The organism is Streptomyces sp. NPDC042336 (genome assembly GCF_055581985.1).
In genome coordinates, this window is sequence record NZ_JBVJEA010000031.1 from 1 (window position 1) to 23,279 (window position 23,279).

At 68.9% G+C, this 23,279-nt stretch carries 18 protein-coding genes and 4 pseudogenes; 12 read left to right on the forward strand and 10 right to left on the reverse strand.

What is annotated here, in order from left to right; translation table 11 throughout:
- Window positions 1-483 precede the first annotated feature (483 nt).
- The 8 genes and pseudogenes from ACZ6IM_RS37040 to ACZ6IM_RS37075 all read left to right on the forward strand — a co-directional run bounded on the left by ACZ6IM_RS37040 (window position 484) and on the right by ACZ6IM_RS37075 (window position 6,173).
- Window positions 484-1,707: an MFS transporter gene (locus ACZ6IM_RS37040; RefSeq protein ID WP_391104372.1), complete on the forward strand. Its 1,224-nt coding sequence runs from the start codon at window positions 484-486 to the stop codon at window positions 1,705-1,707.
- A 269-nt stretch (window positions 1,708-1,976) separates the two neighbouring features.
- The gene (locus ACZ6IM_RS37045) at window positions 1,977-2,291 is read left to right on the forward strand and encodes a transposase (protein WP_391104369.1); all 315 of its coding nucleotides are present in this window, start codon (window positions 1,977-1,979) and stop codon (window positions 2,289-2,291) included.
- 14 nt (window positions 2,292-2,305) lie between these two features.
- A pseudogene (locus ACZ6IM_RS37050) lies at window positions 2,306-2,557 on the forward strand (transposase); the annotation flags it as partial.
- A gap of 67 nt (window positions 2,558-2,624) precedes the next feature.
- Window positions 2,625-3,473, forward strand: a complete 849-nt coding sequence (locus ACZ6IM_RS37055; RefSeq protein ID WP_391104366.1) for a Na+/H+ antiporter NhaA — start codon at window positions 2,625-2,627, stop codon at window positions 3,471-3,473.
- Between the two features lie 474 nt (window positions 3,474-3,947).
- Window positions 3,948-4,225, forward strand: a pseudogene (locus ACZ6IM_RS37060) (hypothetical protein).
- Window positions 4,182-4,850 (forward strand): annotated as a pseudogene (locus tag ACZ6IM_RS37065) (DUF6879 family protein). Before ACZ6IM_RS37060 ends, ACZ6IM_RS37065 begins: the two co-directional pseudogenes overlap by 44 nt.
- 260 nt (window positions 4,851-5,110) lie before the next feature.
- Complete coding sequence (locus ACZ6IM_RS37070) at window positions 5,111-5,545, forward strand: hypothetical protein (RefSeq protein ID WP_469562994.1); 435 nt, start codon at window positions 5,111-5,113, stop codon at window positions 5,543-5,545.
- A gap of 247 nt (window positions 5,546-5,792) precedes the next feature.
- A complete protein-coding gene (locus ACZ6IM_RS37075; protein ID WP_435607291.1) occupies window positions 5,793-6,173 on the forward strand; it encodes a RipA family octameric membrane protein in 381 nt (126 codons plus the stop codon).
- Here ACZ6IM_RS37075 and ACZ6IM_RS37080 read toward each other — a convergent pair.
- The 7 genes from ACZ6IM_RS37080 to ACZ6IM_RS37110 form a co-directional block, all read right to left on the reverse strand.
- Window positions 6,130-7,221, reverse strand: a complete 1,092-nt coding sequence (locus ACZ6IM_RS37080) for a hypothetical protein (RefSeq protein ID WP_391104357.1) — start codon at window positions 7,219-7,221, stop codon at window positions 6,130-6,132. The two genes, ACZ6IM_RS37075 and ACZ6IM_RS37080, sit on opposite strands and share 44 nt — an antisense overlap.
- A gap of 748 nt (window positions 7,222-7,969) precedes the next feature.
- A complete protein-coding gene (locus tag ACZ6IM_RS37085) occupies window positions 7,970-9,175 on the reverse strand; it encodes an IS256 family transposase (RefSeq protein ID WP_391104432.1) in 1,206 nt (401 codons plus the stop codon).
- 805 nt (window positions 9,176-9,980) lie between these two features.
- The gene (locus tag ACZ6IM_RS37090; RefSeq protein ID WP_399936680.1) at window positions 9,981-10,112 is read right to left on the reverse strand and encodes a hypothetical protein; all 132 of its coding nucleotides are present in this window, start codon (window positions 10,110-10,112) and stop codon (window positions 9,981-9,983) included.
- A gap of 435 nt (window positions 10,113-10,547) precedes the next feature.
- Window positions 10,548-10,898, reverse strand: a complete 351-nt coding sequence (locus ACZ6IM_RS37095) for a DUF6302 family protein (protein WP_469562999.1) — start codon at window positions 10,896-10,898, stop codon at window positions 10,548-10,550.
- A gap of 336 nt (window positions 10,899-11,234) precedes the next feature.
- Window positions 11,235-12,509 (reverse strand): methyltransferase, FxLD system, encoded by a 1,275-nt coding sequence (gene fxlM, locus ACZ6IM_RS37100; RefSeq protein ID WP_319217712.1) that lies wholly within the window; start codon window positions 12,507-12,509, stop codon window positions 11,235-11,237.
- Window positions 12,510-12,923: 414 nt separating this feature from the next.
- A complete protein-coding gene (locus tag ACZ6IM_RS37105) occupies window positions 12,924-13,133 on the reverse strand; it encodes a hypothetical protein (protein ID WP_319217714.1) in 210 nt (69 codons plus the stop codon).
- Window positions 13,130-13,456, reverse strand: a complete 327-nt coding sequence (locus ACZ6IM_RS37110; RefSeq protein WP_319217716.1) for an ATP-binding protein — start codon at window positions 13,454-13,456, stop codon at window positions 13,130-13,132. Before ACZ6IM_RS37110 ends, ACZ6IM_RS37105 begins: the two co-directional genes overlap by 4 nt.
- A gap of 254 nt (window positions 13,457-13,710) precedes the next feature.
- Here ACZ6IM_RS37110 and ACZ6IM_RS37115 point away from each other — a divergent pair, with 254 nt between their 5' ends.
- The 4 genes and pseudogenes from ACZ6IM_RS37115 to ACZ6IM_RS37130 all read left to right on the forward strand — a co-directional run bounded on the left by ACZ6IM_RS37115 (window position 13,711) and on the right by ACZ6IM_RS37130 (window position 18,633).
- Window positions 13,711-14,976 (forward strand): helix-turn-helix domain-containing protein, encoded by a 1,266-nt coding sequence (locus ACZ6IM_RS37115; RefSeq protein ID WP_319217718.1) that lies wholly within the window; start codon window positions 13,711-13,713, stop codon window positions 14,974-14,976.
- On the forward strand, window positions 14,961-15,503 hold the full coding sequence (locus ACZ6IM_RS37120) for a GNAT family N-acetyltransferase (protein WP_319217720.1): 543 nt from the start codon (window positions 14,961-14,963) through the stop codon (window positions 15,501-15,503). Before ACZ6IM_RS37115 ends, ACZ6IM_RS37120 begins: the two co-directional genes overlap by 16 nt.
- A 501-nt stretch (window positions 15,504-16,004) precedes the next feature.
- Window positions 16,005-16,704 (forward strand): annotated as a pseudogene (locus tag ACZ6IM_RS37125) (DUF2637 domain-containing protein); the annotation flags it as partial.
- 1,497 nt (window positions 16,705-18,201) lie between these two features.
- A complete protein-coding gene (locus tag ACZ6IM_RS37130; protein WP_319217722.1) occupies window positions 18,202-18,633 on the forward strand; it encodes a DUF5958 family protein in 432 nt (143 codons plus the stop codon).
- A 287-nt stretch (window positions 18,634-18,920) separates the two neighbouring features.
- On the opposite strand, the gene ACZ6IM_RS37135 is transcribed toward ACZ6IM_RS37130, so the two are convergent.
- The 3 genes from ACZ6IM_RS37135 to ACZ6IM_RS37145 are packed head-to-tail and all read right to left on the reverse strand — an operon-like array spanning window position 18,921 to window position 23,279.
- Window positions 18,921-22,355, reverse strand: coding sequence for a LysM peptidoglycan-binding domain-containing protein (locus ACZ6IM_RS37135; protein WP_469563006.1), 3,435 nt, complete (start codon window positions 22,353-22,355; stop codon window positions 18,921-18,923).
- A gap of 13 nt (window positions 22,356-22,368) precedes the next feature.
- A complete protein-coding gene (locus ACZ6IM_RS37140) occupies window positions 22,369-22,809 on the reverse strand; it encodes a pilus assembly protein TadG-related protein (protein ID WP_398918172.1) in 441 nt (146 codons plus the stop codon).
- A gap of 2 nt (window positions 22,810-22,811) precedes the next feature.
- Window positions 22,812-23,279 (reverse strand): TadE family protein, encoded by a 468-nt coding sequence (locus ACZ6IM_RS37145; RefSeq protein ID WP_398918106.1) that lies wholly within the window; start codon window positions 23,277-23,279, stop codon window positions 22,812-22,814.

A 23,279-nucleotide genomic window follows, 5' to 3' on the forward strand; every position in this document is an offset into this window, starting at 1 on the left:
CCCGAAAAGACCGTCCCTACAAGCGCGTTCGCATCATGCACGCTCGATGATCACAGGCGAGCACTCACCGTCACCACCGACTACGGAACAGACCCGCTCACCGTACAGACCCGCCGTATCTCAACCGATCGTGGAACGTGCGGGTCGAACAGGTTTCCCGCCGGGGTGATCTTCCCGTTGTGCGCGCATGAAGGCAGGGTTATTCGGTAGCTCGGGATGCGAATCCAACCGGGCAGTGCCGGGAGGCTTTGGTGTCGCTGTTGTACGCGTCCGAGCCCGTTCAGTTCAACTCGGCAGTTCCATCGTGTGATTGGCGCATGTGTGCGGCAACGCGGCCGACCGTCCGAACCCGGAACGCCGGTATCCCTCGGACGTGTCGGACGCGGAAGCCGTTGTTGATGTCGCGAAACTGCCAGAAGGTGGCTCCTGTTCCTGCTGAAATAGTGTCACTCTTCATGTGAGGCCCAACACAGGACGGGATTCATGCCCACAGCAACCACCACTTCCATCGACTCGCCTTCATTACCGGCGCGATCACCATTGGTATCGTGGCTGGCGGTGATTTCGGTGATGTTGGGGATCTTCTCGATCATCACCACCGAGATCCTGCCGATCGGCCTTTTGACCTCGATTGGATCGAGTTTCACCATTTCCGATGGAATGGCTGGTCTGATGATGACCATGCCTGGTTTTCTGGCCGCGGTATCGGCGCCCGTGGTAACTGTCGCCACGGGGCGCATCGATCGTCGGCTCATGCTGGGCACGTGTATTCTGTTGCTGGCATTGGCGAATTTCCTGGCCGCGGTTGCGCCGAGCTACTGGCTGGTCCTGGTCTCACGTGTATTGGTCGGGGTCACCATCGGTGGTTTCTGGTCCATCGGCGCAGGGCTGGCAAGCCGGCTGGTTCCTGCCGCATCGGTGGGCCGGGCAACCGCCGTGATCTTCTCCGCGGTGCCTCTGGGGTCCGTGCTCGGAGTCCCGCTGGGTACGCTCATCGGAGACGTTGCGGGGTGGCGCACCGCGTTTCTTGTCATGGGGATTCTGACCCTCTGTGTCTTCGCCCTGTTGTTCCTGGTGGTCCCGCCGCTGCCGACCGATGAGCCGACTCGTCTGAGTGCGCTCACGGGCATGCTCAGGAGTGTCAATACTCGGTCTGCCTTGGTGATGACGTTCCTCGTGGTGCTCGCCCACTTCGGTGCCTACACCTATGTCACCCCGTTCCTGGAGCAGGTGACTCATGTGAGCGCCGGGCTCATCACGGTCTATCTGCTCGTGTACGGAGTTGCAGGAATTGCCGGGAACTTCCTGGGCGGATCGGCTGTGGCGCGGTATCCGATCGGCACCTTCGCAGCCGCCGCCCTGATGATCGCCGGCGCGACTGTGCTGCTCCCGGTGCTCGGCAAGGAGGATCTCGGCGCCGTGGCCCTGCTGGTTTTGTGGGGCGTTGCCTACGGTGCCGTGCCTGTCTGCTCGCAGACCTGGTTCGCCAAGGCCTCACCCGATTCACCCGAAGCCTCTTCCGTGCTCTTCACGGCCTCGTTCCAGGCCACCATCTCCATCGGGGCGCTGGTCGGAGGCGTCGTGGTTGACCACTCCTCCCCATCCACGGTCATGACGCTCGCTGGCACAGCCGCTGCCCTGATGGTGCTGGTCGCCTGGTCCCACTGCGCCCGGAAGAACCCGTTGCCTGACCCGGCCAAGCCGTAAATAGCCGCATCTCAACCGATCTTGGAACGTGCGGGTCGAACAGGGTTCCTGGTCGGGTGCTCTTCCGGCAGTACGTGTATGAAGGCAGAGCCTCTTGGTAGCTCGGGCGTGCGACCCCATCCGAGTAGCTCCAGGAGGCCCTGTTGTCACATGTGTACGCGGTTGCGCCTGTCGACTTCAACCCGTCCGTCGTGTCGTGCGATTGCCTCGCGCACTTGTACGGCAACGCTGGCGCTCATTCCGACCGGCAGCGCCGGTATCCATCGGACATGACGGACGCGGAATGGGTGGCGGTGCGCCCCTTGCTGCCCACGCCTTCCTGGCTGGAGGGCCGGGGCGGACAGCCCGAGGGCTACTGCCACCGTCAGATGCTGGACGCGATCCGCTACCTGGTCGCGGGCGGGATTTCCTGGCGGGCGATGCCCGCCGGCTTCCCCGACTGGGCCCGGGTCTATGCCTTCTTCCGCCGCTGGCGCGAGAACGGTCCAGTCGCGGAGTTCCACGACCGGTTGCGTGGCCGGGTGCGGGAGCGCGAGGGCGGGAGGCGGAGCCGACGGCGGGGATCATCGACGCGCAGTCGGTGAAGGCCGCCGCGACGGTGCCGGCCGCCTCACGCGGCTTCGACGGCGGGAAGCTGATCAATGGGCGGAGGCGGCACATCGTGACTGACTGCCTGGGCCTGCTGGGGGGCGTGGCCGTGACCGCCGCGAACATCGGGGACCGCGAGGCGGCCACCGGCCTGCTGACCCGGCTGCGTGAGCTGCACCGGGACATCTGCCTGGTCTGGGCCGACGGCGGCTACACCGGATCCCTCATCGACTGGGCCCGCGAGAAACTCGCCCTGGCCGTGGAAATCGTCAAACCGACCGACGATACAAAGGGGTTCGTGGTGCTGCCGAGGCGGTGGGGGCATCCCGATGGCTACCGGCATCGCCTTCGCCGTGGCCGTCCTGGCGGTGGTCGGCCGGCACCTGCCGACGCCGCTGCGGACCTGCCTGCTCACCCTGGCCACCGTGGACGACAAGGTCCGCGGTCCTGGTCATCGCCATCGCCATCGCCTGCACCAGCGGCAGCAACCTCACCGCCCTCGCCTTGGCCGCCGTCGGCCTGGCCGTGTTCGGCTACTTGCAGAACAGTCCGGGCGGGCGGTGGCCCGGGTGCGCGCGATGGTCCCGGCGTGGCTGCTGTTCGTGCCGCTGGCCGCGGTCGTCTGGGCGCTGATGCACGCCTGCGGTGTACACGCGACCATCGCCGGGGTCGTCATGGGCCTGTCGATGCGCACCCACCCCCAGGGGATGGAGCGGGTGTCGCCCTCGCACCGCGCGGAGGAGGTCTTGCGCCCGTTCTCCGCCGGGATCGCACTGCCGCTCTTCGCGCTGATGTCAGCCGGCGTCTCCCTGGCCGGGGCGGGAGGCTTCGTCACCTCCGCCATCACCTGGAACGTCCTCGCCGGCCTGCTCGTGGGCAAGGTCGTCGGGATCTTCGGCGGCACCTGGCCGACCAGCCGCCTCACCAGCGCCCACCTCAACCCGCTGCTCGGCTGGGCCGACATCGCCGGGATCGCCGTGCTGGGCGGGATCGGCTTCACGGTCTCCCTGCTGATCGCCGAACTCTCCTCCACCAGCCAGGCGCATCTCACCGATGCCAAGGGCGCCATCCTCCTGGCCTGCACCACCGCGGCCCTGCTTGCCGCGCTCCTGCTGGGCCGCCGCAGCCGCCTCTACCAGCGCCTCGCCCGCCAGGCCGCGCAGCAGGCGACGACGTGAACGCCGGTGTGCTCGCGCCAGCCGTCGTCATCGCCGCGTTGGTCGTACGCAGCGCCGTAGCCGAACTGCGGATACCGGGCACGGCGCGAGCGGAGTGGTCCTTCGCCCGTGACCCCGTAGCCGTGACGGCAGCCGTCGTCGTGTCCGCGATGACGGCCGCGGCGAGCGCGAGCTGGCCGGCCACCGCCTGGGGCCTGCTCGCCGCCGCTCCCACCGGGCACCTCACCCACACCGCGCCGCCGGGCACTGTCGCTAACGCCGGAGCCTCAGAACCTGAGCGCGCTGGTTGGTGTTCGTCGCCGACCAGCGCGCTCAGTTTTTCGTCCGCAGACCGCGGCTCGGGGCCCGCCTTCCGCCGCGCTCTACCCACAGGCCAACCGCTTTACGGTTCGGGTCCGCTTCCGGGTGTGAGGAGCCGGCACGCACGGGACCGTCGGCGCAAGTATGCGCAACCTGGTCACAGAGGAGAGCGTCATGGCGTTACGGTTCGTCGGGATCGCCCCCCACACCGGCGGCGAGGGATCACCGACGGTGTGGGTGGAAGAGGAGAGCGCGGACCTGGTCCTCCAGGGCGAGGAAGCCGGCGCCCTCCTCCAGGCCCTGGTCGGCTCCACCGAGTGGGTGGCCGGCCACAGGACGGGATCCCCGCGCACGAGCGGGTGATCCGGATTCCGTTCCGCACGGTGCAGATCTTGAGGGAGGCGTGCGATGCCGCTGAACGCGCAAGCACTGACCACCGCGACGTTCGCTGAGCTGCTCGCCGACACCCACCACATGGCGGTCCACCTGGAGATGCGCGACCTGTATGCGACCTGTACGCCGTCGGTGACGTGACGGACGACTACGCCGCCTTCCTACGCACCGGCGCCCCGAACCTCGCCCCCGGCCGGACGTTGCGGCCGCAGTGGATGCCGCAGTGGATGCCGCAGTGGATGCCGCAGTGGATGCCGCAGTGGATGCCGCTCGTGCAGGACGCGGTCGCCCGCGGCGTGGTGATGCGCCGCGCGGATCGTCTCCGAGCCGGTCACCGACTACATCCGCTACGAGCACGCCGTCACCCCGCTCAACCTCCAGGCCGGACAGGACGTGCGCCGGCTGCCCCGCCGCCACGCGAGCAACATCGCGCTGCCCGGCAACGACTTCTGGCTCTTGGACGACCGGCTGGTGCAGTTCCACCACTTCACCGGCACCGGCACCGGCGACCGGGCGCCCGACGGCAAGGAACGCACCACCGACCCGGCCGCGGTCGCGCTGTGCCACGCCGCCTTCGAGACCGTCTGGGAGCGCGCCGTCCCGCACGAGAAGTACCCCGTCCAGGCCCACCGAGTAGAGCACCGTGAGCGCATCCCCGTCGTCCAGTGCACAGGCGGCCCGTGAGGCGCCGGCCGTCCGTTCGCAGCACCTGCGCAAGGACGCCGGCCTTCCGTCCTTGACAGAGCGGCGCTGGCGGCTCAACGGATCACGCTGGCAAGCCGTTCGCCGAGCGAGGCATGGACCGGATCACCGGCACGACCGTCCGGGCGTCAAAGCTGCCCCGCCGCCCGCCCAGCAGGGCCGCTGTCACAGGCAGCGGCTACCTTGCAACTCAGCTCAGACCCAAGGCAGGTTGCAGCAAGAGGAGCGGCAATGGTGTCGAAGTGGGGTACGCGCAGGCGTGGGACGCGCAGGCTTGTGCGCCCTGGCGGCCGATATCCGCCGGGGAGGCCCGGGAGCGGGATGCCGCTGGGCTTCCGTACGTGGTGGTGTACCGGGAGCCGGGCCGGGAGGCTCCGTTGGAAGTCCGGCTCGTCTCCTGGCAGGACCACCACGTCGGGCTGTGGGCCTACGACGCCCAGGGCCGCCGCAGCCACGACCTGGACATGCGGCTGCTGGACGACCCGTCGCGGCTGCTGCGCCGGTACTCCGTCAGCTGGCACTGCACAGGCCCGGAGATGGCGGAGTTCGACGAGGCGGGCCCACGCATCACCGTGGATCTCATGCAGGAACACCAGCGCCTGCATGGCGAGGTCCTCACCAGCCTCCGCGCCCTGCCGGAACCACCTCCCAGCCTCCGTCCGCTGCCCCATCGCTGAGGAAGGGCAACGCCGCGGCGGTGCATCGTGAACTGACCCCTCGCGCGGCCAGGGCCGAGGGCGAGGCTCCTCCGTCCATCCTGACGCTGCACCGGGCGATCCGCCGGGATCTGACGCCGGGGGAGCGGACCGGACTCGCCGGCGGTGAACGCGAGGCACGTAAGCACGATGAGTTCCTGGCACGGCCGCGGGGCTGGCCGGAACCAGGTGTGGGAGACCGGCCACACGCAGATCCCGGTGCTGGTCGATGCGACGGCAAGCCCCCAGGCCGTCGATCACCTGGTTCACCGACTGTGCCACCAACGCGATCACCGGTGTCGCGGTCACGCCCGGGCATCCCTCGCGGAAGTCGGTGCTGGCCGCGCTGCGCTCCGCGGACCTGCGCGATGGGCCGCACCGGCGATGTGCCGCCCGGTTCGTCATGGTCCGTTCGAACTGGCAGCTCAACGCGGCCAAGTTCGAGGTCACCGGCGCCTTCGAGCAGAGGTTGCCGCCGTACGCCTACCCCAGGGCGGAAGGGGCGGCCCTCGGCGAGGGGCGCGAACTGCCGCTGACCCACGTCGAGCAGTGGGTGCCGCTCATTTTCACTTTCGCCCACGTCGTCGCGTTCTGCGCTCTGGTGGTCTGACGTTCAGCCCGACCACTGTGCTGCCCAGCAGGGGCTGCTGCGGCAGCGGGGAAGGGACAGGCGGCGGGGGAGGGGTGGTGACGACCGGCGCCGGCGGAGGGAGCGTGTCCGGGGCAGCCTGCCGCTGCGGCAGAGCCGCCCACGCGCCCACTAACGCGTCGATGCGTTCGCGCACCATCCTGCGCATGGTCCAGACGTGACGAATCCGCGGGACCGTGACGACGAACCAGTGCAGGCTCGGCCGCCACTGCTGGTCGAAGGTGACGAAGGCCCTGAGTGGCGACTGCCACTCACGCTTCGAGGCCGGGGGCCGCGCGGGACAGTCGGGCAGCCGTGGTAGCGGAGCCCAAGTGCTGCCCGGCTCCTCGGATTTCCGGACGGCGTACCTCTCCACGACGGCCGAACGGAAGGCGTCGTACTCCTCGGGTCCGCAGCAGACCATGAGCACCAGCCGTTCCGGAGGCATCGTGCGCAGTGCCTCGGTGAACTCCCACACCGTTCCCGGACCCGGCGCCACGGACATGAGGACGCAGTGAGCCCCCTGGATCAGCTCGCTCACGGTCCTCTCCCAGCCCTCGAGCGGCAGGTAACCCCGCTGTGCGCCGAGCAGAGGCAGTTCTTCGCCGGGTTCCCCCACCGCGACGACCCTGCCGTGCCGGGTGAACTGACGGACGAGGAAGTCCTCCATGGTGAGCCCGGGAAGCTCATACGGGGAGCGCATCCACCAACCTGGAGCCTCAGGAGGGGGCAGCGACATCCGGGCGTCGAGAGCGAAGGGCCGCAGATAGAGGATGTAGCGCTCACCCCGTAATTCCTCGAAGCCGGTGACAACGCGGACGCGGTGCCGTCTGCCCCGGACCACCACCCTGCGACTGGCGCGGAAGACGAGCCATCCGCCCTCCAGGACTCCCAGCATGATCAGCAGGCGCAGGACCCAGGGGATGTGGCTGACCGGCGGACCGGGCGCGATGACGAAGTGCTTCAGCAGCAGGGACCCGCATCCGGTGGACAGGGCGTACCCCAGGAATCGCAGGGTGCGGCCCGTCACGGTCAACGTGTTCCCGGAGGCACGCCGTTGGTGGGGAAGGATCGGGGTCGTCCTCGGTTGCTGTTCTCGCTCAGCACGCACGTTGCCTCCGACGCCGTCGCGGACGATCGCAGCACTACTCCTGCCTATGCTGGCCCGCGCGCGGAAGGAGCGTGCCCGATTCGGCACAACGCGACGCCGGCAGTCCTGTTCCGGCGTCTTCGACGACGCCGTTGAGCGGTCTGCCGGATGTCTCCGGCACCAGCGGTCCGCCGCGCGGAGCCCGCGTACCGCAGCCCGGTCAGGATCGGCCCCGCACTTGACCCCCTCCGACCGGTGGAGGCCGAAACTGATGACGGGGCACCACGGGCAAGTCCTGGTGGGCGTACGGCGAGGTGGCATCCGGCCCGCTACGCCGGATGCCCCCACCGCCGCCGTGGATGGGTGGCCGGCGACTACCTAGCCACCGGTTACCGGCACGGCGACTGAGCGGCGCCACCGCCCCGGTTCACACGGGCCGGTGGTGCCCCGGCTATCCCGCAGCTTGTGCGGCCGCCGCCCATTCGAGACCCAGCTCAGCGAGTGCTGCCATGTCCAGGGGCGGTCTTTCTGGACAGTGGGTGGTGGGCTGGCCTGGGGTGATCAGTTTGGTGTTGGGGCCGATAGGGCTCCGGGCCGAGCTATCACGGCTTGGTGAAGGGGACCGGGGTTTCAGTTCTCTGCGTTGAGCGGGTGTGTCCAGTCAACGGCTGATCTTGGTTGTTGAGGTTCAGTGGCTGGTGGGGGTGAGGCGTCCTTCGAAGGCGATCTGGAAGGCGTTAAGTGGCGCCTTCCAGCGCATCGTCCAGCGGCGTCGGCCCTTGCCTGTCGGGTCCAGGCTCATCAGCGCCATGTAGACGCACTTCAACGCAGCGGCCTCATTCGGGAAGTGCCCGCGGGCCCGGACCGCCTTGCGGATGCGGGCGTTCACGCTCTCGATCGCGTTCGTGCTGCAGATGACCTTGCGGATCTCGACGTCGAAGGAGAGGAAGGGCACCATCTCGGCCCAGGCGTCGGACCACAGCTTGATCACGGCCGGATACTTGCCGGCCCACTTCTCGGAGAACTCCAGGAACCGTTCGGTCGCGGCGGCCTCGCTCGGCGCCGTGTAGACGGGCTTGAGGTCCTTGGCGACCTTGTCCCAGTCCTGGCGGGCGCAGTAGCGGATGCTGTTGCGGATGAGGTGAACGATGCATGTCTGGACGACAGTTCGGGGCCAGACTGTCTCGACGGCGTCGGGCAGGCCCTTCAGTCCGTCGCAGACGAGCATGAGGACGTCCTCAATGCCGCGATTCTTCAGCTCGGTGAAGACCTGGAGCCAGTGCTTGGCGCCCTCGCCGCCGTCACCGGCCCAGATGCCGAGGATGTCGCGGGTGCCCTCGACGGTGACGGCCATCGCGACATAGATGGGCCGGTTGGCGACCTTGCCATCGCGAATCTTCACGTTGATCGCGTCCACGAAGACGACCGGATAGACGCGATCGAGCGGTCGGGCCTGCCATTCCGCCATGCCCTCCATCACGGCGTCGGTGATCGTGGAGATGGTCTGTCTGGACACTTCCGCGCCGTACACCTCGGCCAGATGAGCGGATATCTCACCGTGGGTGAGGCCTTTCGCGGACAGCGACAGCACCATCTCGTCCACGCCGGTCAGCCGGCGCTGCCGCTTCTTCACGAGCTGCGGCTCGAAGGTGCCGGCCGTGTCGCGGGGCACCTTCACCTCGATGGGGCCGACGTCGGTCAGCACGGTCTTCGAACGGGTGCCGTTCCGGGAGTTGCCGCTGTTGCGGCCTGCTGCGTCGTGCTTGTCATAGCCGACGTGATCGGTGATCTCACCCTCCAGGGCGGACTCCAGCACCCGTTTGGTCAACTGCTGCAGCAGCCCACCCTCGCCGGTCAGCTGCAGGCCGTCCGAACGGGCCCGGTCGACCAGCATCGAGATCAACTGCTCGTCCGACACCGCCTCCGCGACCGGCTCGACGACCGGCTCCTCCACCGTCTCGCGCTCGCTGATGGTCTCGCTCATTTCAGGCGTCTCCTTGATCATCGGATCCGCCGTCTATTGGACACTCCCGTCCGCCGCACCCGACGCCGAATCTGCCTCCGCCTTCCACGAGGCAGCCCTCGCCCACGCCTGGACACACCTCCCCCCGGAACAGCCCCAAAGGCCCGGCCAGAGGGAAGTCCTCGTGCGCTTCCTCCTCGACCGCCGCTTGAGCAGCCCCGACCGAGCCCGTTCACGCGGCTCCGCAGCGCACAGCCTCTTGTGGTCCGCCCCGTCTTGAGGTGAGTGGTCTGGAACAAGCAGTTGGCCATGACCTGTTTCAGGGCAGGCAGGACGGACGATGATGCCGGTCACTGCGGCAGGGATACGACGACTGCGCCGGGCGCCCTGCTGCGTGACGTGCCGGGCGAGCCCGAGGAACGCATGTCCCGGCCTTCGATCGCGTGCGCGCATGTCGACGCGACGCCGGGCACACCAGTTCCTTGTGCCGCACGGTCGGCGACTGGTGGTAGACGCCGTCGATGATGACGACCGTGTCATCGGCCGTGATCTGCGGGTCGAACAGGTCGCCGAGCCGGATCGGCGGTCCTACTCCTAGATACCGGTGTCGCAGGGCGGGATCGTCCGGGCTGAGCGCCCGGTGAAAACGTGAATCACAAGGTCTCCCAGGGAAGCGCTATAGGGCGGGTGCCCGGCCACGGCCGTGGCCGGGCACCGTCGAACCGGCTAACTCAGGTCAGAAGGTGTAGCCGCCCTCCTGCTCGACGTCCTCGGAGCGCGCCACCGCGGCGGTGACGACCAGGCCCGCGACGTCGGTCGCGTCGACGGTGATCTCCGTGCTCTCTGCGGCTTCCTGCGCCGTAGACATGAACCTCCACGGTCCTTTCGGCGGTGGTGCGCCTGGAGGGCGGGTCGCTCTGCAGGCCTCGGCTCAGACGGCGCCCGTGGGGCAGCCCTGGGCCGTACCCGTGCGACAGCTTCGGGCCGGCGGGAGTCTTGAGGCGGACTGTCGGGGCGCCGCCAGTCCTCGGGCAGTGCACCGTCGAGATGCTCGGCGAGCAGCTCGCCCGGCTCGTCCGCCGTGTTGGCCACGGCGTCCATCGCGGTCACGATGGCGTCGGCGAGTTCCTCTTCACGTTGTCCCCTGTGTGCGAGGCGCCTTTTACGCGGGTTCGCGCCGGTCGTTCCGCGATACGCTTCGTCGACCTCGCCCATCTCCTGGAAGGGGAGTCGCCTCCCAGGGGGATGGCGCTTCAGGCCGGGAGTGGAGTCTGTGGGACGGCCCCGACGGAGGCCGGTTCCTTCAGGTCCGCGCCGTGACGAACCGGTCGATGGCCTGCTTGCTGTATCCGTAGAAGTGGCCACGCACCTGGTCGTCGTCGGGGTCCGGCGGGGCCTCGCCCCACTCGACGTTGTGGCACACTCTGCGGTCGCTGGACCACCGCACGCGCACTGCGGGGAAGCCGGGACGGCCCAGCAGCGCGTAGCGCAGACAGCGGGCGGTCAGGCGGTCGTCGACGGCCAGGAACCCGCCTCGCCGCTGCCCGTCGGTTTCGCTCACGGGTACGGCCAGGTAGCCGACGCGGTCCACGACGGCCACGACCGCAGCGTCCAGCAGGGACAGGTCCGTCAGCCGCTCGCTGTACCAGATCACTTCCCAAGCGTCGGGCGCGCCAGGGGCCCTCAGGTACACGCTCGGCGGGCGACGCCTGAACGGGGGCCTGACCGTCAACGGGACCTCCTCGGGAATGAAATGGGGCGAGCGGAAGGGCCGCTGCGGGCTGAGGGCTTCAGGTGAGAGCGATGACCGCGGCGGTGAACAGGACGGCGCCGTAGGGCGCGCAGAGCATGGCCAAGCGGGGGTGTCTGCGGCGGATGCTGTGCCACCCCTCCCGTCCGCTCCGGCCACCGGCGTGCGGCCGGATTCCGAAGCCGTTGAGGGACATCAGACACGTTCTGGACGGGCTTGTCGTGTTCGTCGAGCGGGGCGTCAAGCATGCGGCTCCTCTTCGCGATGCGGCTCCGGCGTTACATCGTGGGGCCAGGAGAGCGAGATCCGGCTGTGTACCTTGTCGATGATCCGGTCGGCCGGGATGTGGTCATCGGGGGTTCCTGCCGGATAGACCCGGATGACCGGGCTGGGACCGCCGCGCCGGTTGGTCTCCCAGTCGCGCAGCACGTCGGCGATCTGGTCGGCGAGTTGTGTCGCGTGCGGTCCGAGGGAGTGCACGCCGTACTCGAGGTGCTTGTTGTCCTCGGTGCGGCGGGTGACGAGGTAGGCGAAGCTGTCGCCTTCGACGGCGGCGAGGGCGAACCGCTTGTTCACGGGGGCGACCAGGCCCGTGTCCAGGATTTTGTCAACGGCCATCGTGCAGAAGCCTGGCAGGCTGATCGCCATGGCCATCTGGAGGCTGTCGATGAGCTCCTGGGGGCGGACGGTGACGCCGGTCCACCGTTCGTGGCGCGGTGTTGTGACGGCGTTGTCGAGCCGGTGTAGGTCGGCCGGCATGCCGTCATCGAACTTCAGCCCGATCTCCGGGGTGCCGTTGACCAGGAGGAGTTCCTCCCGGTGAGCGGTCGAGCCGTGCATCGGGACGAAGCCGCAGATCCGCGCCGATTCGCTCTGCAAGTAGGTGCCGTGTTCACCCGTGCCCTGGGTGAAGGTGACCGACCGGGTCAGGCCTCGCATTCGCAGCGGCACCACGAGCCGGCCGCCCTGCTTGAGCTGAGTGGTCCATGCCGGTGCGATGTCCCAGGCTCCGGCGGTCACCATGACGACGTCGACCTCACCGAGGCCGGGGATGGACTCGGCCGCGTCGGCGGTGACGACGCGGACCCTGCCGTAGCCGTGGGCCTCCAGCAGCCGGGACGCACGGTCAGTGACGGCCGGGTCGATGTCCACGGTGACGACTTCACCGCCCTTGCCGACGAGCTCGGCGAGGTAGGCCGCGTTCAGTCCGCCCGATCCGATCTCCAGCACCCGCATCCCGGGCCGCACCTGGGCCTGCTCCAGCATCATCGCCTGGATCTGCGGGGCGGAGACGGAGCTGAGATGCACGCCGTCCTCGTCCGTCTTGGTGATCACCGCGGCGTAGGTTGCGTATGCCACGTCCAGTGGAGTGTCCGGGATGAATGCGTGACGGGGAACCTTGCGCATCGCCGCTTCGATCGCCGGGGTGGAGATCGTGCCGTCCGCGCACAGCTCGTTCACCACCCTGTTCCGCAGACGGGCCGCCTCGTCAGGCTCGATGGTCGTGTCGGTCATAGGGGGTTCCTTCGGTTGTACGTATTCGGAGGAGGCCGGCATGAGCGAGCCGGTGGGCCGGGAGGGATGCTCCGTTCTCGCCAGTTCACCCGGGGCAGGCGGAGTCGTAGCGGACGGTGCGAGACAGGTTTGGCGCCGGTGGAGAGCGGTCCGACCCGTCACGTCAGGACCGTCGGGCGGCCGTCTCTGGGGTGAGCGCGAGATCGTCCAGGTTGACGATCGTGTAGTCCCGCAGTTCGCGGACGAGCTGCGACGCTAGGAACATGCCGATCTGCGCATGGTTGTAAGGGGTGGGGAGCCGACGTCTGAGAGGTTCTGAATGCCCGTACGCGGGGCCGATCACCCGTGGCTGGGGAAGCGAGTGGTGCCTCCCTGAAGCGGCTGAGCCGGGGGAACGCGCTGCCGTGCATATGGTCAGGTCCCGTGGTCTCTCTTGAGGCGCTCATGGCGCGGTACGGTGACCGACAGTTTTTCGGCGTCCGGGGCCGTCCAGGTGAGGGCCCACGAGTGCACCTCGCGCAGGATGCAGGTGCCGTCGCGCCTCACGTCGCTGACGATGCCTTCCTTGCCTGCGTTGGCGTCAAAGACCTGGTCGCCGACCCACGGCGAGGCCTCTTCGGTCATCGGACCGGCTCGTACTTCAGTTCTCCCCAGACCTGCTTGCCCCACCGGTAGAGGTCGGTGCCCCAGCGCTCGGTCAGGGCGTTGACCAGGACGAGGCCACGGCCCCTGACCTGATCGCCATTGGAGTCGGTTCGCATCATCGGGATGCTCTTCGAGCGGTCGACCACCCCGAGGCGGACCCAGCCCGCGGTGGGACGTGAGACGATCACCCGGATCGAGGCGAGGCGACCGTGCTCCACTGCGTTGGAGACCAGCTCGGTGACGATCACCATGGCGTCGTCGATCTGATCCTCCAGGCCCCAGGCAGCCAGAGCAGTCCGCACGAGCTTGCGGGCGACGGCTGCGCTCTCTGGCTCTCGGGGAAGGGTTTTGGAGTATGCGGGGTACCTCGTGGGGTGTGGCTCTGCCATCACAGTCATCAGGACCTCTGGGGTGCGGTTGCGGTGCGGCCTTACCTGAGTGAACGGCTTCCGGTCCCGCAGGGGCAGGAAAAGTACGGTCCGCGTACATCAGCCCCGACCGGAAATTTCTCTGCCATGGCTGTTACTGATGGGCACTCGGTCACTACCGTGGGTATGTGCAGGGGAACGAAAGCCTCAAGAGCGCCATGCAGGAGAAAGGGCTCACCCAGGCCGAGCTGGCCGACAAGGTGAACGCGCACCTGATCGGTGCTGGCCACGAGGGGACGGTCAGCGACCGCACCGTCCGCAACTGGCTGACCGGAAAAACAGGGTGGCCCCACCCCCGACAACGCGAGGCGTTAGAGGCAGTATTCGGTTGTACCCCCGGAGAACTGGGCTTCAGCCCACCGGCACGAAGACGACGCACCTCGAACCCTGCGGAGGACCCCGTGAGGCGCCGGAACTTCCTCACAGCCGCGAGCGGTACAACCGCCGCTGTGGCGGTTCCCTTTGTGGGCGCCCCACCCCAGGTGGGCACCTCCGACGTCCTCCGGCTCCGCAGCGGCCTGGACGCCTTGATGGCCCTGGACGACACCAGAGGAGGCCACGAAGACCTGGAGCGGGCTGCGTTGGCCGGAGCGGCTGAGGTCCTGGAGAAGCAGAAGTTGGGGGCCACCCAGCGCATCCGGCTCCGGCTCTTTTCCGTTGCCGCTGACTACACCGCCACGGCCGCCTGGAGCGCCCTGGACGCCCGTCAGTCGGACCGTGCGTACGCCCTGCTGGGGAAGGCTCTGTACTTGGCCGGGATGGCTCAGGACCCGGTGGTGGAACTGAGGGTCTGGAACTCGTATGCCATGCTGGCCCACCAGCGCGGGGAGCACGCAGAGGCCGTCGATTCCGCCCAGGCCGCGCAGGCGACCTCGATCACCAGGCGGGATCCGTTCTTCTCCTCCCTGGCCCACGCACGTACGGCCATCGGCCACTCGAACATGGGCGATCGCCAGGCAGCCATCCGCTCGTTGGGGCATGCCCAGGAGGCCCTGGGCAAGGCGGAGCCGGACCAGCCCAGGCCGAGCTGGATGGCCTTCTACGGGCCGGCTGAGCTGACGGCCATGACGGCTATCGTCCGGGACCGGACCGGGCACGCCGCAGAGGCCGAGGCCGCCTCCCACAAGGCGCTGGGGTCGATCCCTAAGCAGTTCCGCAGAAACCGGGCCTTGGCCACCGCACGGCTTGCCCTGGCCCAGCTCCACCAGCGGGACGTCGATCAGGCATGTGCCACGGCCTCCAGCGTCTTTGAACTGATGAAAGGCTCGCCGTTACCAGGAAGGATGCGGTCCCTCCTCGGTGATTACTACCGCGACTTGATCACTCTTGCGCCGGACGCGGCAGTCGCACGAGAGTGGGGAGACCGCTATCGAGCCGAATGGAGGCGAGCTTGAGCGCCGCCGATCTGGACGTCCGCCGCTTCACCCACAAGGATCTCCCGCAAATCCGCCAGGCCCTGATCGACGTGCACGCCGACGCCTACGCCGATGCGATGGACGACGAGTTCAACCAGCGCTTCCCCTGGTTCGTGGACCACTGGGGCGCTCACCCCGGGTTCGCTTGCGTGATCGCGTTCGATGGTGAGGAACCGGTGGCCTTCGCCTACGGGGCCCCGGCGCATCCGGATAGGGAGTGGTGGCGCGAGCACCTGAAGCCCGCCCCGGAGAGGAGTCGGACGTTCTCGTTCTCCGAGCTGGCCGTCCGGACGACGTGGCGGAAGACCGGGACGGCCGAGCTAGTGAGCCGATCGCTCCTGGAGAGCCGGGACGAAGACCTCGTGGTCCTGCTCGTCGACCTCGAACACCCCAAGGTGCAGGACATGTATGAGTCTTGGGGCTTTCGGAAAGTCGGGGACCGCCAGCCCTTCCCCGATTCACCGGTGTACGCCGTTATGCTGGCCGATCTGCCCCTGCCGATATAGCGATAATCGCTCCAGAGAGCGGGACTATGGTGAGCATGGCTTCTGCTGAAACGCCCACCAGTTTCCGCGAATCACGCTGCGGACGGCCTCATCGCGTGCCCGTGCTGCTTCCAGCGGGCATCGGAGGAGCGGGCGACCTTCTAGATCAGTCCAGAGTGCGGCTGGGAGGACGACGGGCAGACGACGTGGGTGCTCACGTTGTCCGGGGCGGTCCCAACGGTTGGCTGAGCTTGGCGCAGGTCCGGTTGGACTATCTGGAGGAAGTAGCCGAGGGACGCGATGAGTCGATGACACGCGGCGGCGAGGGGCTGTGGTTGTCAGAAGCACGGCGCCAAGTTCCGGGCGTGGCCGTTTAGGGCAGCGTCCAGTGAATGCTATGCCCGTCGACGGTCCTGACGCGGTTCTGTAAGACCTTCGTGGGCGGTGCCCGGCGTGACAGTGTGAGACTTGCTCTGTCGTGAGGTTCAGCAAGGGGGATGGGACGTGGCAACGGGGACGGGTGTGGCGCTTCAGCTGACGCGTGCGCATCGGGTTCTCGTCGGGGTGGTCGTCTTCGGTGCTGTCGTCATCGCGGGGATCGGCTTCGCGGGTTCCTATGCGGCGGTGCGCGAACTGGCCCTGAAGAAGGGCTTCGGGAACTTCAGTTACGTCTTCCCGATCGGCATCGACGCGGGCATCTGCGTGCTGCTCGCCCTGGACCTGCTGCTGACCTGGATCCGCATCCCCTTCCCGCTGCTGCGGCAGACGGCGTGGCTGCTGACGGCGGCGACGATCGCGTTCAACGGCGCGGCGGCCTGGCCCGATCCGCTGGGCGTGGGCATGCACGGCGTGATCCCGATCCTGTTCGTGGTGTCGGTGGAGGCCGCCCGGCACGCGATCGGCCGGATCGCCGACATCACCGCCGACAAGCACATGGAGGGCGTCCGCCTCACCCGCTGGCTGCTCTCGCCGGTGCCGACGTTCCTGCTGTGGCGGCGCATGAAGCTGTGGGAGCTGCGCTCCTACGAGCAGGTCATCAAGCTGGAGCAGGAGCGGCTGGTCTACCAGGCCCGGCTGCGGTCCCGCTTCGGCCGCGCCTGGCGCCGCAAGGCGCCCGTGGAGTCCCTGATGCCGCTGCGGCTGGCCCGGTACGGCGTCCCCCTCGCCCAGACCGCCCCCTCCGGGCTGGCAGCCGCCGGCATCGTGGAACGCGCGGGCCTCGTCACCGACGAACGGGTCCCCGCCCCTGCCGACCAGGCTGGTGACAGCAGGCTCAGCGCTGTACCGGACGACAGGCCGACACCGGCGCAGATTCCGCAGGCCGGCCCGGAGCAAGAACAGGCGGTGGCGCCCGAAGAAGCACGTGGTGCGCTGGTCACCGAGGGGAAAAGTGCTGAGCGGTTCGCTGACGCCTACCAGGCGTTCCTTACGCGCTACCAGGTCGAGCCGACGCCGATGCAGTGGGCTTCGTGGTTGCGCGACGTCTACGGCATCACGACAGCGGCCGGCAACCCCCTCGCCGAGGACCAGGTGCAGCCCCTCCTTCTGGTCCTCCGCCAGCGCTACGCCGGATCGGTCGGGGCACCTGCGGTCGCGGATGTGCCGGAGCCGGCCGACGCATCCCTCGACTGGAACGACTACTTCTACAGCGCCTGGCTCACCTACGCCGATGAGCATGGTGCTTTCCCGGACGCCGAGGCCTTGGCGTCCTTCGTCTACCAGCGGGACGCCATCACCGGAGAGGGCGGACAGCCCATCAGCGGCGAGGACCTGGCCGACTTCGTCAACCGCTTTAAGGCGGAGGCCGCCGGCGGACACGATGCCGCAGCGCCGGCCGACGATTCCGACGGGCAGGACACGGACGAAGCCCCCGCACCGCAGCATCCCGAAACGGCCCCGGCGGGGGTACGGGCAGCTAAGGAGTTGCGCGGCGCCCGGGTGGATGCGCTCATCGACGACTCGCTGCCGGAGCAGGATTCCTCAACCGCGGAGCATTCCGCCCTGACTACGGCCGACCGCTACTACCTCGGATGGATGCGGTACCAGGCCGAGCACGGTGTCGAGCCCACCGCCGAGGAACTGTCCGCCCACCTTGCGCAGCACGGAACGTTCGGCCGCGGCGGGAAACCGGTCAGCCCGGCGAACCTCCGCCGCTACGTCCTGCCCTTCCGCGTCTACAACGTCTGGGCCGAACACCGGACGGCCGACGAGAACCCTGCTGCGGACGACGTCGCGCAGCGCTGCGCGGCCCAGGGAATCACCGGCCAGTACAACAAGCCCCTCACCACCGCCTACATCACCGAGCACGCCGCCGAATTCGAGCGACGCTGGCAGGCCCTCATCCACCACCGCGCAAGTGCCCAGCACTGATGGCGTGACTGATCCCCGGACAAGGAGAAGAAGAGTGTGAGCGGTGAAGGTCGAACCGGACGCCACCGTCACGGAGATGGACCTGCCCGAAGCCGATGCGCGGGCAGCGATCCGGGAACTGCTCGGCTCCCGCGACACCGTCGACCAGGGGCATCTACTACCGCCACGCTGTGCTCCATGTCCACGGTAACGGTCGGCAGTTCGGGCTCCTGCAGAACACCTGGCCGCATGGGCACTCGAGAGTGCCTGGCGCGGCACGGCCATCTACCCGCTGGCCGGGGTCACCTGTCCTGTGTCAGGTGCTGGTGTCGGCCCTCGTCCGGATTCAGCGTCGTGAAATCATCCAGTGATGACTCCACCGAGCAGCGACGACGACCGCAGTTTCCGGCGCGAGACCGAGCGGGTCGTCAACGAGATCGCCCAGGGGCTCCGCACGTTGCACTCTGGTGTGAGCTGGTTTTCAGACCTCGCCCCGACACGCCAGCAGATGGTTCTGCAGGAAGTCGCTGGCTATGCAATGCAGGCGCACATTACAACTGCGGACGGGCGTGCGGGAGTGGCGCGGTCTGGTGTGAAGCCCACGGCTGACCCCTCGGTCATGATCTGCATGGACCCTCCCCGCTTCGGTTTCGCGGGCCTGCCCACCGCCGAACACGTCAAGGCGTTCCGCGTCCTCGTTTCCGTGTTTGCCGTTGCTGATACTCGCCGCCGCGAGAGGTACTGCAAGGGCGCCTGCGGACATGCATGGCACAACCTGTCGGCCGCGACCGAGCAGCCGTAGCATCGGCCGTTCCAGCGGGGTGGGCGGGCCCCCGAGCGGCCCCTCCTGAGTGACATCCGTTCGTTTCTCGCGTGCGCAACGCGCGACATCTCCGAGAGCAGGTAACCCGGGACGCCTGGTCTCGAGGCGACCGCGAGGACGTGCAGGCCTCGATGGGTCCGCGGGCGAAGTCGTTGCCTTCCACTGGCCGGCCGGAGCGCCCGTCCACTTCAGGGGGCTGGGACTCGGGCCAGGGACAGCAACTTCATCGAGGTCCGGCGGTGCCCCTCCTGTCGCCGGAGCGGCGCTCACAGGGTCTTGCGGGCACTGCTGTCGGCGTCGTTGAGGAGTTCTTTGATGAGCTGTTCGGTCTCTGTTTCCAGGGAGCAGTCGAGTTCGCGGTTGACTTGTTGGATGCGGGTGATCGCGGTGTGGAGTCCGTGCCGGTTTCCGGCGGCGTGTTCGAGCCGCATCCAGTCGCGGTAGAGGAGTTCGGCGGTGTGGTCGGCGTCGAGTCCGGTGGTGACGGCTTGGCGTGCGGCGTTGAGGTCCTGGTGGGGGCCGGGGGAGGTTCGGTAGGTGGCGACGGTGTGCGCGATGTCGATGATGCGGGTGGTCATCTCCTGCTGGTAGGGCTCGGCCCATGGCAGGGGGGTGCCACCGAATGGTTTGCCGCGCACGAGGGAGAGGGCCTGTTCGAGGTCGGGCAGGCCGGCGGGGCCGGTGGGTAGGGCGTGTTCGGCGAGTTGGAGGAAGTGGGTCCAGTCGCATCGTACGGCGGGGGAGAGGCGGTAGGGGTCTTGGCCGGTTTTGCGGCGGGGTACGTAGGGGTTGCCGTGGGGGTCGTTGCCCAGTGAGCGGCGCAGGCCCTGCATGCGGGCGTTGAGGGTGCTCAGGTGCCAGGGGTGGGTGGGGTCCATGTCGGCGCACAGGGTGTCGGCGCTGCGTCCGGGCCGGAAGTACAGCAGCGTGGCGAGTTGCGCGAGCCGGGGGCCGTGGCCGGTGGTGGCGACTCCGGTCACCTCGATGGGGCCTAGGACCCGGATCTCCGGCGTGTGCAGGTCCTGGGCCGTACCTGCGGCCGAGCCCGCCTGCGCCGTCGTGCTTGCTGCACTGGCCGTCGGTTCGGCGGCGGACTTGTCGTCGTCGGAGTCCGAGCGCGGCGCGGTAAGGGCGGCTGGAGTGCCCGTTCCGGTAGAGCGTTCCCCTTGAGTGGGGGGCGGCGGTGCGAAGGAAGGCAGGAGACGCAGGGTGGCTGGGTCGGTGGCGGCGGCGAGCAGGGCGGGGAAGACTTCGCCATCTGCCTGTGCGTCCTGCGTCACCGTGTCGTCTGGCTCCGTCGTAACGGGCCCTGGTCCGGTCGGTTGCTGCGCCTGCTCGCTCTGCTCCCTATGGGTGGGTTCGTCCGGGACGTCCGTCCATGCGCCGTGGGCTTCGTGGGCGGGTTGTGCGGCCATGTGGAGTGCGGTGGTGATCTGGAGGTAGGCGGCGTGTTCCAGGCGCTGGACGGTGACCTCGTGGCCGGCGGGCTCGAGGGGCTGGGGGGTGCTGAGGGAGGCGTTGAGGATCGACGCGTCGGGGAAGTGCGGTGCGGCTGCGCTGGCGGGGGCCACCAGGGTGACCGGAATGCCTGCCTTGTCGATGAGGTCGGCGAACTCCCAGGCGGTGTCGGCATCGAGGACCGACGCGCACAGCAGCAGGTAGGGCTGGTGCTGGGTGTCGGGCATCTGGTGGGCTTCCAGGAGCCGTTCGGTCAGGTCCCGCAGCGCGTGCGCGGGCTGGCGCATGTGGGCGATCCGCGCGGTGGGCAGCAGTTGCGGCAGATCCTCGCCGAACCCGACGGTGACGACCTCGACGTCGCCCGCCCACGGGCTCATGGCGAGTTCCAGCGCGAGCGAGGTACACATCTCGGTGATGTGCACGGGGTTGCCGTCCAGCAGCAGAGCGGGCATCCGGGCGAGGTTGAGGAGTACCAGGTCCCCCTTCTCGGTGCTGCCGATGGTGACCAGGCCCGGGCAGGGTGCCGGCATGTCACGGGCGGTGTCCTCGTCCAGGAGCACGGCGTCCGAGTCCAGAACCCACCAGCCGTCCTTGTCGAGGTCGAACGGCGCCAGCGGCGGGGAGAGGTCGTCGGGCAGCAGGTGGAGGGTGCGGGCCCCGATCCGCGCGGCCCGCACTACCGGCACTCCGGCTCCGTCCTCCTGCCGGGCTGCGTGGTGGGCCACGGTCCGCAGGGCCACGTCCAGGCGCGCGGCACCGCCGGGTTCGGCGGCCGCCGCCAGCTGTGCCTCGGCCGGGGAGGTCTCGTCTGCGATGGCGATGGTCTCGCCGGGCTTGCGGCGGCGCCGTTGCAGGGTGCGGCGCAGGGCGAGCGCGCCGGTGACGGCAGCGGCCAGCAGCGCCCCGGACCCGAACACGATGCGCAGGTCCAGCGGCCCGTCGGCCCGGGCCGACGCCGGCGCGGACGCGGCGGGGTTGGTGGGGGTGGCTGTGGTCTCGGGCGTCTGCGCCGGCGAGGTCGGTGTGGACGGTGACGGTGACGTCGGAGGAGCGCTGGTGACGGGCTGCGGCGTGGCGGGCGTTGTGGCGAAGGGAGAGTGTTCTGGGCTTGGCTGTGCAGCAGACGGGCTGCCCGGCGTGGCGGGAGACGGCGAGCTCGCAGGGGGCGGGGCCTGGTCTGGCACGGGCGCCTGCCCAGTGTCCGGAGCTGGTCTGTCCGGCGTCTGTTCGCTGTCCGGTGTCTGAGCAGGTGGGGGAGTGGTCTCCTGTCGGTCGGACTCGCCGGGCGCAGGAGGCGTCTGGGCGTGCTGCTGGTTGGGCACGGTGATCTGCTGTCCCGGGTAGATGACGTCCGGGTCGGTGACGGCGGGCAGACCGTCCGGTTGCGGTGTGCCGCGGCTGGCGGCGAACACGGTGGGCCACTGATCGCTGTCCCCGAGTTCCTCCTCGGCGATCTTCGACAGGCTGTCGCCCTCATCGACGGTGACCACCTGCACGCTACTGGCCTCGTCGTGGGCTGCCGTCCTGGCGGTCAGCTGGATGCGGTCACCGTCCGCGATGGTGTGGCCGGCGGGCATCTGCAGCTGCCAGCCGGCTTGCAGGAAGCTGTTCGACTGGAAGACCTGGCCGTCGGCCATGGTGTGGCCCTCGTTCAGGGCGGCGATCTGGCGCCACCTCTCGCCGTCCCCGAGTTCCTCTTCAGCGATGCTCCACAGGCTCTCTCCCGCCCTGACGGTATGCACCGGTGCCGCCGAGCCCGTCCCGGAGTCCGGCTGCACCTGCGCGCTGGCCAACGGTTCGTTGGCCTGCCCAGGCAATCGGGCCGCGGTGGCGGTGGTCGCTGCTTGCGCGGTGGAGGCGAGTGCCGAGCTGGTGGGCAGGAGGACGAGGATGCTGCCGATGAGCGCGGCCGCGGCCCGTTGCGAGGCGCTGAATCCGGGCGGCACCCGCCAGGTACGCCCGCGCAGTTGCGCGGCCAGCTCCCGCACCGTGCAGAACGCGAACTGCACCCATCCCGCCCAGCCGACGACGAGGAGCAGGGCCAGGAACGCTGCGCTGGTGTCCTGCCGGTCCAGCAGATGCGCCAGGTCGTCGCGGGTGGCAGCCCAGATGACCGGGCTCGCCCAGGCGAGCAGCAGCGGCAGCCCGCCAAGTGCGCCGGTCAGGACGAGCAGGCTCACGATGCCGGTGATCACCCGGACCGGGGTGCGGCCGGCTGTAGCGGAGGCGTGGGTGTGGCGCATCAGGGCTTTTCCTCTACTCGGGTGCGGTGACGCCGTGCAGGAGCGTGGCGGTGCCGTGGCCGGTGACTGGCATGGAACCGATCCCGACCACCGGCAGGAACTTCGTGGCGTAGGTGGCGGTGGTGTGCACGGTGAGCGTCGTGCCGTCCGCGGACACGTTCACCGTGCCGGTGGCGCCGACCGAGTGGAGGTAGGCCTGCGCCGCGGCGACGGCATCCTGCGGCTTGACCACGATGTTCTCGCCGCGGATGGCCGCGGCCGGGTCGATGGCCTGTCCGCCGGCCCGGGCTGCTTCCCCGGCCACGTGGTCGGCGCGCTCGGTGGCCCGCATCTTGCCGCCCCCGTCGACGGCCACGCCGATGATTCCGATCAGCGCGACGACGCAGACGGCCACGAACACGGTCACGCCTCCGCGGTCGTCCCACCGGTGCGCACGTGCCCTCACCCGGGCCATGGTCATGAGGTCCGGCTCCGGAAGGCGTCGACCACCGACGTGGCCGTGGAGGTGAGGCTCTTGGACCCTGGCACCCCCGGGAGCAGCAGGTCGGACAGGTTCACGGTGCAGTTCACCGTCACCGTGACGGTGCCGACCTGTCCTGCCGGCACGCTCAGGCCGCTGGTGTCGATGGCGACGCTGCTGGAGGCGCAGGTGATGCCCTGGTCGTCCAGGGATTCGGCGGCCGCTGCCTGGGCTGCGGTGTGGGCGGAGGCGGCGGTGCGGTGGATGGACGCTTCCCGGGCGGCGTCCTCCGCGGCGGCGTCGATCTTCGCGCCGGAGGTGACGAGGCGGCCGCCCGCGAGCGCCAGGCACACGAACATGATCAGCGGCGGGACGACGATGGCCGCCTCGATGGCGACACTGCCCTCATCACCACCTCGTGTTCCGCCCGGACGTTGCAGCAGGCGACCCAGCCTTGTTGACAC